General features: G+C 36.9%; 12 protein-coding genes. All 12 read right to left on the reverse strand.

The features are described 5' to 3' along the window. Nucleotides 1-26: 26 nt before the first annotated feature. The 12 genes from KHA88_RS18545 to KHA88_RS18600 all read right to left on the reverse strand — a co-directional run bounded on the left by KHA88_RS18545 (nucleotide 27) and on the right by KHA88_RS18600 (nucleotide 15712). A complete protein-coding gene (locus tag KHA88_RS18545; RefSeq protein ID WP_213099569.1) occupies nucleotides 27-1931 on the reverse strand; it encodes a right-handed parallel beta-helix repeat-containing protein in 1905 nt (634 codons plus the stop codon). A 90-nt stretch (nucleotides 1932-2021) separates the two neighbouring features. Beyond that, nucleotides 2022-3677, reverse strand: coding sequence for an extracellular solute-binding protein (locus KHA88_RS18550; protein ID WP_213099568.1), 1656 nt, complete (start codon nucleotides 3675-3677; stop codon nucleotides 2022-2024). Between the two features lie 78 nt (nucleotides 3678-3755). Beyond that, entirely contained in the window at nucleotides 3756-4652 is an 897-nt protein-coding gene (locus KHA88_RS18555; RefSeq protein WP_249308731.1) for a carbohydrate ABC transporter permease, read from the reverse strand. An 11-nt stretch (nucleotides 4653-4663) separates the two neighbouring features. Then, nucleotides 4664-5635, reverse strand: coding sequence for an ABC transporter permease (locus tag KHA88_RS18560; protein WP_213099567.1), 972 nt, complete (start codon nucleotides 5633-5635; stop codon nucleotides 4664-4666). A 229-nt stretch (nucleotides 5636-5864) separates the two neighbouring features. Continuing rightward, nucleotides 5865-8162 (reverse strand): helix-turn-helix domain-containing protein, encoded by a 2298-nt coding sequence (locus KHA88_RS18565; RefSeq protein WP_213099566.1) that lies wholly within the window; start codon nucleotides 8160-8162, stop codon nucleotides 5865-5867. A 122-nt stretch (nucleotides 8163-8284) separates the two neighbouring features. Then, nucleotides 8285-9205 carry an ROK family protein gene (locus KHA88_RS18570; protein WP_213099565.1) on the reverse strand — a complete coding sequence of 307 codons (921 nt, stop codon included), beginning with the start codon at nucleotides 9203-9205 and terminating at the stop codon, nucleotides 8285-8287. Nucleotides 9206-9233: 28 nt separating this feature from the next. Then, nucleotides 9234-10163 carry a 1-phosphofructokinase gene (gene pfkB / locus KHA88_RS18575; protein ID WP_213099564.1) on the reverse strand — a complete coding sequence of 310 codons (930 nt, stop codon included), beginning with the start codon at nucleotides 10161-10163 and terminating at the stop codon, nucleotides 9234-9236. Between the two features lie 9 nt (nucleotides 10164-10172). Beyond that, complete coding sequence (locus KHA88_RS18580) at nucleotides 10173-11024, reverse strand: tagatose-bisphosphate aldolase subunit GatY (RefSeq protein ID WP_213099563.1); 852 nt, start codon at nucleotides 11022-11024, stop codon at nucleotides 10173-10175. 1 nt (nucleotide 11025) lies between these two features. After that, nucleotides 11026-12189, reverse strand: coding sequence for an SIS domain-containing protein (locus KHA88_RS18585; protein WP_213099562.1), 1164 nt, complete (start codon nucleotides 12187-12189; stop codon nucleotides 11026-11028). Between the two features lie 75 nt (nucleotides 12190-12264). Further along, complete coding sequence (locus KHA88_RS18590; protein ID WP_213099561.1) at nucleotides 12265-12984, reverse strand: GntR family transcriptional regulator; 720 nt, start codon at nucleotides 12982-12984, stop codon at nucleotides 12265-12267. A gap of 57 nt (nucleotides 12985-13041) precedes the next feature. Then, nucleotides 13042-14307, reverse strand: a complete 1266-nt coding sequence (locus tag KHA88_RS18595; protein ID WP_213099560.1) for a Gfo/Idh/MocA family protein — start codon at nucleotides 14305-14307, stop codon at nucleotides 13042-13044. Between the two features lie 160 nt (nucleotides 14308-14467). Then, nucleotides 14468-15712, reverse strand: coding sequence for an alpha-L-fucosidase (locus tag KHA88_RS18600; protein WP_213099559.1), 1245 nt, complete (start codon nucleotides 15710-15712; stop codon nucleotides 14468-14470). Nucleotides 15713-15725: the final 13 nt, after the last annotated feature.

Consider the following 15725-nt stretch of genomic DNA (forward strand, 5'->3'; position numbering starts at 1 on the left):
CTATTCGTTATTGTATATTCTCATTTCTATCGGTCTACTAGAACATTTGAGTCCAGTACCATCGTTAAATCTTCGACAATCATTAAATCGCTTTCATGCATCCGCTTCATTCTAGCATAGACCTGTTGCAGACGTTGATATGTGTTATTTGATATTACTACGTTCTTACATGTGTCAAATTCAAAAAATACATTCTTTTTATTTTCTTTGTCTAGCTTGTTGCTGCGCATATTCACAATCTTATTATTTTGGATAATTAGGTTTTCTACGTTCTCTGCTGAAACTACATATTCATGATGCATGTAAAATATATTGTTCTCAATCGTAATATTTTTGTGAATCGGAACGGGAGAATTTTTCTCTCCTAATGCAATCGGGTGAATATAGATTGCAGGTTTTCGATAATTCCAATCATCCACAGGGGTCACGCGAAATGTATTTCCACGAATAGTCATATCTCTAACAGGACCTGATTCATACCAATCATTCGAATCATTTGAAATAAAGATCGTACTCATCGTAATATTTTGGAAATTATTATTCTCAATTAACACTTTCTGGCGTGTTGTACAGAGGATTCCTCTTGTCGGAACATGGGCGAACTTATTATTAGTAATCACGACTTCTGGTGTATAAGTCACATTCTCCATGACATATAAAAATTCATTATCCTCATTTTTAACCCGCTCAAATGGCAGCTTTTTATTCACTGTTACTTGCATCGTTTGCAGGTCATTTCCATCTTTTCCGGGATGAACAACATTAGTCACTTCATACTCTTCTTCGAATTCATCCCCCATTGTCGCTCGATTAAAAAATACGACTTTATCACCAATATGATATTGCGGGAATCCAGCTTGCTGCGGGTGTGCATAGATGACCTCCAGTGACTTTTCATCGATTATTTTTTGTACCCTCGTGAACGTACCGTGGATATTAATGGGATCATCATGTGGATGTTCGAAAGTACAATCATTAATCGTAATTTTCCCCTTGGCTCCCGAAACATGGATAGAATCGGCGAAGCTTGACCCATGTTTCCCCATAGCGGTATTTGGAATGAATTGAGCCGACTCAAAAGAAACATCGCCACTCATTTGAACTAAAAAGCCAAAACCATGCAAATAATGGATCGTTACATTTGATAAACAAATATTTTCACTTTCCCAAATAAGGGCTCCTGCCGTATTGCGGTCAATTACTTTACAAAATTCAAATACTCGATTAGGAGCAATGGCGCTTGGAAGAGCTTGATCATAATAAATACGAATCTTCCCTTTGCTTAATTCCTCAATTTTTAAGCGTGTATTTGCAAATGGTCCTTCATTGACCGCAAACCTTCTTTTTACTCCACTCACTTCGTCGAATCCGACAATTACCATATCATTTTTGGAGCCTTCTTCTTTCCAATAATATTCCTTTGAATAAGGACTCTTTTCACTCAACCAGTAAAATGACTGCCCATTTTCACTTACTTCATAGGGAATATATTCTTCAAGGTAATAGTCTGCATAAAAAAGTTCCTGTTCTTCACCTGTACTTTGTACCATTAATTCCGATAGGGTTGAAACTTCATAATCCCATGATAAATTTTGAATATGGATATTTTTCGAATGGAAAATCCCCAATCCCATGACGTCTCCATGAAAAATAAACATGGAGCCATTCCCTTCAATCGTCACATTTTCCAGTTCTTCAATTAAAAAACAAACTGTTTTCACAGGGTGACGTATTGTATCCGTATTCGACGTATGAAAAGCTCTTTTCGGTGCATGATCAGGGTAAAAATGATAGATTCCTTCTGGAAAAGAAATTATAATATCGTCTTTTATTTGTTTTATTTCTTGTAACATAGAATAAACAATTGGAGAATGATCTTTTATAGAGTTTGCTTCTCCGCCGTAATCTTTTACATCAATGATTCGTGTCATTTATGGCACCTCTATACTTAATCAATTTCACTTCAAAAAAAGAATACACATCAGTACAAGACCTCAGTGTATTTTTTTTATTATGTTTAATTATTCTTTCTCAAAATCATATGCTTTTTGATAGACTTCTAAATAACGATCGACTTGTAAATTTTTAAAGCCATCAATATAGCTATTCCATTCTTTATCAATATTTTTTGAACCTGTAGCAAATTGCACCATGTTTTCTTCGATATATTTATTAATATTCGTTTGTAATAATGCAACTTCTTCCGCATCTTCAGGGGCAATCCAAGCTGCTTGGGCATTAAATTGTTCTTCCGGTTCAAATCCATCATATTTTTTCGTAGCGTTGAATAATCTTCGTTCAAAACCTTCTGGTGACCATTCATCCGTTGCCGTACCAATTGAGTCTCTAAGAGCTCTAGTTTGTAATATTGGACCTCTTTCTCCCCACGCGTATTCAACTTTATCTTCCTCTTTCATATTAGGATCTTGAGGAATAATTGCGTATTTTGCCTGTTTGCCATTTAAATCGATGTCCTCTGGACCACCTTTCTTCCAATGAACACCCTCTTTTCCATATGTCATTGCAACTGTACCTTCTTCTGAATACAAGTAATCTGCTAATTTTATTAACGCTTCGGCTTTTTTCCCTTTCGCCTTATCAGTGATTGCGAAAGCAAAATTATTTACACTGCCATAATCAGATGATGTATACTGTGCGCCATCAGGACCTTTTAGAGGAGGAACAACATCATAGTGCTTTGAATGTTCGGAGTTTAAATCTACACCGATGGCAGAGTGACTTGCCGCAAACGCCCCCAGTTTTGCTTCACCTTCAGGAGTCCCCAATTGTTTTAAAGCTTCTGCATTTTGAGTGAATGTACCGTGATCGATTAAACCTTCTTTGTATAATGATTGAACGTATTTTAGTCCGTCTTTCCATTCAGGCTGCATTGCACCTAATGAGAGCTTACCATCGTTAACGTTAATATAATTCTTCCCATTATTAGGTATAAAAGCACCCATTAAAAATTGGATTGGGTTATCTCCTACCATTGTACTTTCTCCACTCAATGGGATTTCATCCTTCTTACCATTTCCATTTGGATCGTCGTTCTTAAATGCTTCTAATACTTTCTTATATTCTTCAGTTGTTTTAGGCATTTCTAAATTTAAGTTTTTCAACCACTCTGTATTGATCCACATTTTTCCGTATCTTGAACAATGGTAACATTCGCCTAATAAAGGCAATCCATAAATATTACCATCTAGAGCTGTCATGCCTTTTTCTAAATAAGGAACTTCTTCCATTCCCTTTTGAATATTCGGTGCATGTTCTTTAATTAGGTCGTTTAAAGGTAGGAAGACGCCTTCTTTACCATACTTTTGTGCTTCTACTTTTGAAATATTATCAATCCATGTTACTAACAAATAAGCATCTGGATAGTCACCACTAGCTAATGACAATTGACGTTTTTCTTTTGCCGCATCTTGGTTGGCATACTCCCACTTTATTTTCATATTAAATTTTTCTTCCACCATTTTTGTAAACTCATTTTCGCTAAAATCCTTAGAATCAGCAAACTTTGGTGTAAAGATAGTTACCTCAACCGGACCATTTGGATCTGAATTCTCATTTGATTTACCACTTGACGGTTGGTTCTTGCTAGGAACACATCCTGCTAAAAACAAGGCCGCTGATAATAACAGCGTAAGGCTCATTAATGCTAATTTTTTCATAAAAACATCTCCTTTTTTTTCTTAACGTTTTATTAAACTACCAACGTTACGGGTCTTAGAAAACTCTTCTCACTTTAATTAACCTTTTACAGAACCAATTAGCATTCCTTTAACGAAATGCTTCTGTACGAAAGGATACAAAACTAATACTGGTAAACTTGAAACTACAATTAAGGAGTATTTCATTAATTCTTTTAACCCTTGCATTTTCAACATTTCTTGAATATTTGCTGATGTATCTGCATTCAAGATTAAGATGCTTCTTAAGATAATTTGAAGTGGAAACAACTCTTCTGATTTTAAGTAGATCAATGCATCAAAGTACATATTCCACTTCATAACCGCATACATCAACACAAGAACGGCAATGATTGGCTTAGCCAAAGGTAAAACAACCTTAAAGATAAAACCTATGTCACTGCAGCCATCCATTTCACTTGCTTCTACTAATTCTTCCGGAATGGTTGATTGGAAGAACGTTCGAGCAATAATTACTTGGAAAACGGCAAGTGCGGAAGGCAATAATAATGACCAGATTGTATCAATTAAATTCAAGTTTTTCACAACTAGATACAAAGGAATTAACCCGCCATCAAAAATCATCGTAAACACAAGTAATAGCATAATGAATTTACGTCCATAAAACGTTCTTCTAGAAAGTGGGTATGCTAGCATAATCGTTATGCTTACACTAATAAATGTTCCTGCAACTGTATAGAACAATGAATTCGAGAACCCTTGAATAATTTGCGGGTTCTTAAATATCGTTTTGTACCCTAATATTGTCGGATCTACCGGAAGTAGCCATACGCGACCGGCTGTCACAGCTGATGGACTACTGAAAGAAGCACTAACAATATAAATTAGCGGATATAAAACGGCTATTAAAACTAAACTTAAGAAAATGTAAATAGCTCCTATAAAAATACGATCGATCATCGATTCTCTTATTCTTGTATTTGCAATGGATTTCATGTGCTTCCCTCCTACCATAAGCTAGATGACGAGAATCGTTTAGAAATAGAGTTAGCTGAAATAATCAAAATGAAGTTGACTATAGAGTTGAATAAACCTACAGCTGCTGCAAAGCTAAAGTTAGCTCCAAGCAATCCTACTTTATATACATAGGTCGCAATTACTTCGGAAGAATTGATATTTAATGGATTTTGTAATAGATAGATTTTTTCAAATCCTAACGACATGATGTTACCAACATTTAGAATTAACAACACAATGATGATCGGCATGATCCCTGGAATGTCTACATTCATAATTTTCTGGAATCTATTTGCACCATCTACCTTGGCAGCTTCATATAATTCTGTATCCACCCCAGCTAGTGCGGCTAAATAAATAATGGTTGCGTACCCGGTATTTTGCCAAACATCAGACCAAACATAGATCGATTTGAAATAAGCTGGATTCCCTAAAAAGTTTTTAGCTTCGATTCCGAAAAAACCGAGAATATTGTTTATTAATCCAGCTGAAGGGGATAAAAATAGAATAATAATCGAAACCATAATTACAGTAGAGATAAAGTAAGGTGCATATGTAACCGTTTGTACAAACTTTTTGAAGCGAGCATTTGCTACTTCATTTAAGGCTAAAGCCAAAATGATTGGACATATAAACCCTACAATTAAACCGTAAATACTTAATCCAAGTGTATTCTTTATTAATAAAGCAAAATTCGGGCTATCAAAGAAGTATTTAAAATACTTCATCCCTACCCAATCACTTCCAGCAATTCCTTTTACAACGCTGTAATCTTTAAAAGCGATTACAATACCAGCCATCGGAACGTACTTGAATGTAATTAAGAAAACTAATGGGATCGCAACTAAAAAATATAGCTGCCAGTGTTTCCTAATTTTTTTCCACGCAGATGTTCTAGAAATAGTAGTATTCTTAACACCTACTTTTTTTATACCTGGTTGATTCACTGTACTTGCTTTCATATTACCCCCCCATTTATCGAGCGCTTTCACAAAACATCGGAGGATTTTATAACCATCCGGTTTCCTGTGTTACCGCTATCATAATTGAATAGAAAAAAAAAGAAAAGTTACTTTTTTTCACAAACGTACATCGCCCAAACCCTATATCATCAAGGGTTTGGGCGATGTTTGAATAATATAACGTACAATAAAATAACATAGTACAATTAAATGTAAGCGGATAGTTTTCTTATTCTTCTACAATTTTCATCATTTTTCGATATTCTGAAGGCGTAGATCCAGTATTTCTTTTAAAAGCCCTTCTAAAGGAATGAGCACTATTATATCCCGATTGTTCCGCAATGTCTTCAATTGATTCATTTGTTTGTATTAATTTTGATTTTGCGAAGGTTATTCGGACGTCTTCTATATAATCTGAAATATTTACTCCAACATGTTCTTTAAATATTGATGGGACCATTTTCTCCGGAAACCCAACACCTTCAGCTATTTTGTACAACGTTAAATCCGGATCACTGAAGTTCTGTTTTATCCATTCTTTCAATTTATAAATAACTTGTTGGCCACCGACAAACTTTCTTTCATGAATACTCTGAGTAATTTCTGTAAAAATTCCTCTTATATGTTTGAAATCCTCTTTAAAATCTATTTTTTTACCTATCAATTCCTCAATACGATTACAAATATCTTCTACTGCAACTTGATTTAATTGTGTATTTTTCGCTAGAATTCTTAAGATTGTACCATTCAAGGATGCCAATAGTTGATTACCTATATATTGCGTTAGCACCCTTTGTTCTACGTTTTCACTATAAACTTTATCGAACAATTCTTGGACTTCATCTGTATCCCCGCTCGTTACTGCGTTGATCAGACGAAGCTCTAACTCAATTGGATAATAATAGTCAATATTTCCCTCTGGGTTTTGATCTTCATATTTATAAACTGATGCTTCGTCGTCCAACGATTGTATAAATGGTAAACTGATGCTCGCTTCTTCATATGATTGGTGGATATCTGTATTTTGTTCAAAGGGACGTCCTAAACCAATATTCACTTTTAAGCTATACTTCTCTTCTAACCGCTTTATTAATGACTCCAGCGCCTCATCTACCTTCTGTGCCTCTTGAATAGAAGGCTTATGATCGTATGATAAAAGGAATACAACTTGATCCACATCAAAATTACAGTAAAGCGCCTCTCCATCGAATAGGTCCGTTAATTCATTTTGAATCACCAGTTGTGCTACATTCATTTCTTCTAACATTTCCTTATCCATTGCTTTTAACATATGAATAATTTGGACGACGCCAACGTAGCCAAAGTTCCCTTTTAACGGAAGCTTGGCTTGGTCAATTAACATCATCGCCTCTTTTGAAGAAGGTAACTCCCCAATTACTAATTTTCTTATTACTGAATCTTGTAAAATAGGCAGTTGGTTCTGGATTTGATCCTTTAGATGATCATTATTAGCGATCATTTCTTCCACATTACTATGTAAAAAATCATATGGATCTTTTATTTTTCTTGTTTCTGACAGCGGCATAATTCCTAAAAGACGATTTAACGGGATACTTTGCTTATATGAAAAAAGTATCGCAATAAATATACCTACAATAATAGTAAAAAAAGCAATCAGAGAGCTGATTGTTTGGATAAACTTTGCATCCTCTGATAGTTTTTCTTTAGAAATAATTGCTGCATATGTCCAATTATTATTGTTGGACTTCGATTCAATATACATGAATTTCTTGTTTTGAATGGAATAGGTTCCAGAAGATTTATTAAAAGAAATCATATTTTTATCTAAATGGTCGCTAGCAATTATTCTCCCTTGGTCATCATATACAAAAGCGGCTCCTGCGTATCGGGACGAAATTCTATTTAAAAAAGACGTAATTTCTTTTTCATTAATCATCATTACAATATTCGCTTTTGGGTTCGCCTTACTATCAAAGGGAATGGATTGGACGTACGTAATAATCGACTCTTTATTTTTCCCCATCTTCACTTCAGTAGCGGGAAGATAATAACGCGAAAGGTATGTTTTGTTGATACTTTTGTTCCAGTCTTCAAAACTTAGCGCATTATACTTATGGATATTGTAATAATCCTTTGGTCGAATGAACGCGGATTCAGGAGATACAATGACATCGATTTGATTAAAGTATATATAAAAGTTTCTGAAGAATGTGCTTGTGTACAAATACGGAGAAAGGCTATCACGAACTTTATAAATATCGTAAGAAACATTTTTATCGGTATTTGAATTCCGGTACATTAGTTGTTTCACATCAGGATTTAATGACATTTGGTATACAAATTTCTCTACATCATCGTTTTTCTGATCAATGACATTGATCGTTTGATTTAACAGGCTTTTACTAGTGTCCATTGCACGTTCTTTAAATTTAAGAACGCTAATTTGATAGATTAGAAAACTTGCCAATAATGGTATGATGAGGATTAATATATAGGATAGTAAGAATTTCCTGAAGACATGGATTTTATCGAAGTAATTGAACATTTCTGACTCCCTTTCACAAGCCAATACTAGTAACAGATATGTTTTATTTTAGCATAACCATTAAAAACGCTGTAATGGGTTTTACTTCCAAAAGAAAGATTCATGTTATGGGTAACATGAATCTAATTTGTTCTACTAGTTTTATAATTTACTGCTGCATAAGCTCCAAATAATGCAGCGTTATTATGTAATTCAGCCAGTTCCAGTCTCGTTGACTGTTTGTATAGCTCCATTACTTTCTGATTGTAGCTCTCTCGAATATCAGCTAAGAAACTATCACCTTGCGCAGTGATTCCCCCGCCAATAATAATGATTTCAGGGTTATAAAAATGAGCAATATTAACAAGTCCAGTCGATAAATAATCGATAAAAAGCTGATAAGCATCAAGGGCTGCCTGATCATTTTTGTGCACAAGCTCCATGATTTCTTTTCCTCTAATGTCTTCTAGTTGATTACCGGCAAGGTTTTGATAATAGCGAACAAACGCCGATGTTGATGCATATCGTTCTAAGCATCCACGTCCTCCACAAGGACAGCTTTCACCGTCATGAACAATCGACATATGGCCCAGCTCACCAGCCAAATTACCTGCCCCCCGCATTAATTGACCGTTGATGACAATCGCTCCGCCAATTCCGGTACCAATCGTGAGAAGTACAACGTCTTTCTTCCCGTTAGCAGCCCCAAGCCACATTTCACCTAAACAAGCGCTTCTTACATCATTTTCAACAGCTACGGAAAGTCCTGTCCTCGCTTCTACAATATCTGCTAAGCGAAGACCTGAATAGCCTTTTATATTAGATGAAAAAAGGACTTTACCTTCGGTGCCATCAACTAATCCACAAGATGAAATGCCTATGTTTTTGATTGGATAATGTGTTTTAAAATATTGGATTTTTTCAGTGAGGATGTCAGGAATTCTGTTTGGCGTGTCCTCCTGAGGGGTTTCCGTTTGTCCATGTAGTAAAACCTTTCCCTCTTCAGAAACGACTCCATATTTAATAAAAGTTCCTCCAATATCAAAACAAGCACTATAATTCATTGAATTCACCCTTTATTTCCTCGATTTTCTACAAAGTAGAAATCTTTATTTGAGATAATAGCTTCCGGACAACTTGCGGATCAATTGTCCCAGTTGTCGCTTGTAATGCATTTGATATTCCACAGGCACAAGCCCATCTTAAACATTCAACTGAGTCATAATGATTATGTAAGGCAAAAGCCATTCCCGCCACCATGCTGTCGCCAGAACCTACAGGATTTATAACCGATACAACAGGGATTTCCGCACGTAAAGTGATTGCATGACCAACAAGTAATGCTCCTTCTGCACCTAAGGAGATGAGTACATATTCTACTCCTTTGGCACAAATACCTTTAGCTGCATCAATCATTTCTTGGAAAGTCAGATCGGATTTACCAGTGTATTGACATAGTTCCTCTTTATTCGGCTTGATCAAGAATGGTTTCCCTTCGACTCCTAATTCCAATGATTTCCCGCTCGTATCTAAAAGAAATGGAATATTCGCAGCCCTAGCCCATTCACCAATTTCACGGTAAAAATCTGGAGGTAGCCCCGCTGGCAAGCTCCCAGAGGCAACGACCATCGTCGCCTCCTCTAGGAGATGTTTGAAGGAAACTTGGAACTTTTCTATTTCCTGTTCATTCACGACTGGCCCTTTTTCCATCAATTCAGTTTGGGTTCCACCATGTTCATCAATCATAGCTAGACATGTTCTAGTTTCCTCATCTATTTGAACAAAGGAATGCTTAAGTTCTTCATCAATTAGCTTTTTCTCAATCCATGCACCGCTCCCTCCCCCTAAAAATCCGGTACAAAGCGGTTCACTACCTAATTGTTTCAAGACACGTGACACATTTAACCCTTTGCCACCTGCAGTTTTGCTCCCGTTTTCTACACGGTGACCTTTATCAATTTGAAATCGAGGCACACGATAGGAAACGTCTATTGCTGGGTTTAAAGTGACTGTAACAATCATTGATACGACCTATGCTTTCTGTGCACTCTGGCACATCGCTATTTTATCTGCCGCAACTTGCTTCAGACCTGAAATTGCTTCTTTAAAATATTTGCGCGGATCGTTTTCTTCAGGGTGATCAACAAAATGTTGCTTCAAGTTTGCGACGAAAGCATTTTTTAATTCAGTCGCAATATTTACCTTACAAATTCCCATTCTGATTGTTTCTTGAACAAGTTCGTCGGGAAGTCCAGATCCACCGTGAAGGACAAGTGGAATATCAACAACTTGACGTATTTCTTTCAATCTATCTAAATCCAGCTTTGGCTCGCCTTTATACAAACCGTGCGCAGTGCCAATGGCTACCGCCAATGAGTCGATGCCAGTTCTTTCAACAAACTCCCTTGCCTCTTGTGGATTCGTGTAGATGGCATCTTTTTCATCAACGCTCATATCGTCTTCAATCCCACTTAAACGGCCTAGTTCTGCTTCCACGAATGCACCACGCTTTGAAGCATAGTCCACTACTTCTTTAACAATTCTTACATTTTCCTCAAATGGATGATGGCTAGCATCAATCATGACAGAGCGAACACCTGCATCTACTAATCTCTTAATATCATCAATGTTTTCATGATGATCCAAATGAACTTCAAAAGGAATACCGTATCTTTTTCGGGAAGCTTCCATGATACCAACCAGGAATTCCTCACCCATATATTTAATCGTTCCGGGCGTTGCGGCAAGAAGAACAGGAGATTGCAGTTCCTCAGCTGTTTCAAGAACAGCTTTTGCTGTCTCTAAATTATGAACATTAAATGCAGGCACTGCATAGTTGCCGATTTGAGCTTCTAGTAAAAGATTCTTCGTTGAAATTGCCATGTTAATTTTCCTCCCCATAAGGGTAAATTTGTACACCTTGAACCACACGGTTAATTACACCATCTGGAGAAGGATTATCCGGAGAAATGCCGCTGTGCAAAGATTTTTCATAAGCAAAGCTTTGTGCAAAGATCACATTAGGGAATGCGAGCCATACATCTTCATTCTCTTCGAGTAAGGAATTAGTAATTTGTAAATCACTATACTCTGCTACGACCGGATCTACTTTTCCTGAAATCGCAACAAGTGGTCCACGATTAGTTTCTGCAAACAGCTCTTTTAACATATCAAGATCATATTTTCTCGTGTATGAATCATTTGATAAGTAAACGACAACCATCGTTTCCTTATTAAGGATTGATTTTGGACCATGACGGAAGCCAAGAGTTGTGTCATACATCGTTGGGAATTTTCCAGCTGTAAGCTCTAGGAACTTTAATGCAGATTCACGTGATAAGCCTTCAAAAACGCCCGCTCCTAAGTATACGAGTTTTGAAATTGGCTCTTTTACTAGCTGGGGAATGACTTCTTTACAAGTTTCCAGCATTTCTTCGCCTGCTTTAGCTACATCAACAATATCTTTTTCAAATTTTTCTTTGTCTCCACTGAACAAGTAAAGCGCTGTTAACATCATCGTTGAGTAGCTGCTCGTCATAGCAAGTCCTTTATCATTCGCTTCTTCCGGAAGAAGCAATACCAGCTGTTCATCTTGTGCTCTTTTCCTTTTTGCTAAAGCACCATCGCTATTACAAGTAATCGTAATCTCATAGAAATCATTAATTAACTTTTCAGCAAGCTCAACAACCGCAATACTTTCAGGGCTGTTCCCCGAACGAGCGAATGAGACCATTACAGTTGGAATGTCTCGATCTAAATAGTAATTAGGTGTCGCGGTTAAATTTGTCGTTGAAATGCATTCCGCTTCCCAGCCTCTTTTTCTAATTTCCCCGCGAACATGTGGATAAATTGTTTCACCGATAAATGCACTTGTCCCTGCACCTGTAAAAATCACTCTTACACGATCATATTTCGTTTCGAGATTTTGCAAAAACTGGTCCATTTCTCCTTTAATCGGAGCGAATTGTTTTACTGCTTTTGCCCATAATGCTGGCTGTTGTTCAATCTCTCTCATTGTATGAGATTTTTCTTCTTGGTAATTTTTCATTCTTTCTCATCCCTTCCTTTTAGCATCATATAGTGTCGTCACTACCAGTTAACAAAAGTAGATTCCGAAAAAAATCTACTTTAACTCAACCGAATACGAGAATTTGTCTCCTCTTGCAATCGTAACTGTATATTCGATCACTGAGTTATTTTCAAATGTAGTCCTTTCAATTAAGAGACTTGGCTCTCCTTTGTCGATCCTTAGGAGTTGTGCTTCATCATCAGTTGGCATAACTGCTTGAAATCGCTCATTCGCCTTTGTAATCATTACATCGAATTTGTCGCGAAACAAATTATACATCGGAATTTTTTCTAAATCGGCATTTGATAAATTCGGAAATCTATTAACGGGCAAATAAGATGTTTCGTACATCATCGGTTCATCGTCAGCCAACCGTAGCCTCGTAATTTTGTACAATAGATCATTTTCCGTTGTTTCCAACTTTTTTGCCAATTTACCATCGCAATGGATAGTTTCAAATTTAAGTACTTTGGTTGATGGCTCTTTATCGATGTTCTTCATTTCTTCAGTAAAACTGTAAAACTTAACGAGACTTTGATCAATCACCTTTGGCGAGACGAAACTGCCTTTTCCATGTTCCTTATAGATCAATTTCTCTTTTTCTAACTCTTGCATCGTTTGCCTGACAGTCGTGCGGCTTACATTATATAGATCACATAATTCCCGCTCGGAAGGAAGCTTGTCATGTTCCTTTAATTCACCAGATTCAATTTTCCCTACAAGAATATCCATCAGTTGATAATAAAGGGGCAATCTGTTGTCTTTCGCGATCATTTATTTCTCCTTTAAAGCGTTTGTTTTACCTTAGTATACTACAAGATATTAGAAATCTTAGCTCGGAACTTCTTCTCTTTTCTCTAAACTTTTAACATACGTTTGAAAATCAACTGTTTTACCTGAAAGCCTTGATTCTTCCGCAGCAAAAACAATTAAATGGCTATGTGCAGAAACAAGGGCAGATGTTAAACTTTCTTTTTCTTTTCTTTCAACACGGGCAATAAAATCACTCATGATGCTCGTATCTGCTCCCATATGACCGCCACTAATAGATTCAGGCGTAATAACTTCTGTTTTTCCTGAAAAGCTTCTTACAATCAGTTCATTTTTCCAGTCATTACCTTCAATTTCGCCTTTCGTTCCCATTATTTTGAATGTGCGGCATTGATCTTTCGTAAATGCACTCATTGTGAATGCAACTGTTACGTCATTTTCAAACAGCATATTCACCGTTTGATGGTCAACTACATCATTATCACAGCGATAAACACATCTGCCATAAGGTCCTTCTTGAAGAGCCTTTAATCTGCTTTCAATCGTCGGGTAAACGGATACAACATTAGCTGGCCATTCATCACGTTCATGCAAGTACCATTTAATTGCTGAATACGGGCATTCCTTTTCCACTTTACATCCATCTAAACAGCGCATCGTAGAACCTTCTGGTGCATTCTCTTCTTTAAAATAAGATAAGCTTCCATATGAGGACACACTTTGACAGCTTGAACCAATTAACCATTGCAACATATCAAGGTCATGGCTGCATTTTTGTAAAAGCATCGGGCTGGACTCTTCGGTATTGCGCCAATTTCCACGAACGAAGCTGTGAGCCTGGTGGTAATAGCCCACGTTCTCATTCCATTGTATGGACATAATGTCACCAATCACTTTGCTGTCAATTAATAATTTCAATTCTTGATAAAAAGGTGCATATCTCAAAACATGACAAACGCTAAGCAGAACATTTTGGTCAGTGGCTTCTTTCGCAATTTCCAGAGTTTCTTGCGGATTTGGTGACATCGGTTTTTCTAGTAAAATATTATAGCCTTTTTTAATCGCTTTCATGACCTGCGTGTAATGAAAGCGGTCCGGAGAACAAATTAATAAAGCATCGCAAAATTTATCTTTCTCAAGCAACTCTTCCCATGATTCGAAAGCCATTGAACTCTCAATCTGATGAAGTGCCGAAAATTTATTTCGTTTTTCTCCATTTGGTTCAGCAATGGCAACAAACTTAACTTCATGAGGATATTTTAAAGCATATGAACCATATGCTTGCATCCCTCTGTTACCTGCTCCAATTAAAGCTGCTGTGATCATAGTTTCCCTCTTTTCATGTTCATTATATCATGATGTCATTACCAGTTAAAATAATTATATCAATGACTTCAGTTTTATCAAGGGAAATTTTATACTTTGATATATGTGATTTTTTTAAAGGCGAACCATAAATTTTATTAGCTCGCCTTTTACAATCTCTTTATTTTTCTACGTCAGCATAGTAGCATGCAAACTCTATGATTTTTGGAGATTCAACTGATTCCATCACCTTTAATTTCAACTTCTTTGTTTTTACGGGTGTAAATTGTTTAATATAGCGATGGCCGATGGCCGTACCTTCCACTATTGAAATCCACTCTCCATTAATGTAAGCTTCGACCTCAAATTTCCGTACTCGCTCACCGAAAGTAATGTCTTCCCTTAAGATAACATGATCAATGCTAGTTTCATTTTCTAATGTTAATTCTATTTCTTTTTCGGTTCCTGATGCGCTTCCTAAAGGATGAGAAAATCTTCTTTTGATTTCAGCGCCGAATTCCAATAGGCGCTCGGCATCAATCTCAGGTATCAATCCGCGGTCATCAGGTGAAACATTTAATAATAAGTTTGTTCCATGTCCAACAGAATTGTAATAAATATGCATCAATTCATCCAAGGATCGTAAGCTATCTTCATCGTTTGGATGCCAAAACCAGTGTAGCTTGCGGATCGGAACATCACATTCAGCAGGGAGCCAATCTGGTGTGCCAGGAAGCCAGTTAACCTTTTCATCTGAAAACATACTAATTTTCGCTGCACTTTCCGTATTCCAGCAAGGATATGGCGCTAGACCTTCTTCATTTCCTACCCATCTGATGGTCGGCTGTCCCATATTAAAAATCATTGCATCAGGTTGATGTTTTTTTACGATCCCGATCATTCTTTCCCAGTTATATTCTCTGCCTTCTGACCCAGCCCCATCAAACCAGACTTCCACAATTGGTCCATACTGTGCCAATAGTTCTGTGAGCTGTTCGCTGTAAAAATCATCATATGCTTCGACATCTTCGTAACATGGTTCATGACGATCCCAAGGAGATAAATAAATTCCAAAATGAATTCCTTCTTTTTTACAAGCCTCAGCGCACTCACGAACGACATCACCTTGCCCATTTTTCCACGGGCTCGATTTTACCGAGTAGTCTGTGGTTGCGGTTGGCCAGAGACAAAATCCATCGTGATGCTTAGCAGTTAATATAAAGTATTTAAATCCGGCATCTTTGGCAAGCTTCACCCATTGGGCTGCATCTAATTCCTTCGGGTTAAATAATTCCGGAGAATCTTTCCCTTCTCCCCATTCTTGATCACAAAAAGTATTAATACCGAAGTGACAAAAGACTCCTAGATCAAGATTTTGCCACGCAATTTGCGCTTCTGTCGGGAGTGCTAGTTTTGTTGTTTCCATATTCCTCACCTTG

This window comes from Lederbergia citrea (assembly GCF_018343525.1).
GTDB classification, from domain to species: Bacteria; Bacillota; Bacilli; order Bacillales; family Bacillaceae_C; genus Lederbergia; species Lederbergia citrea.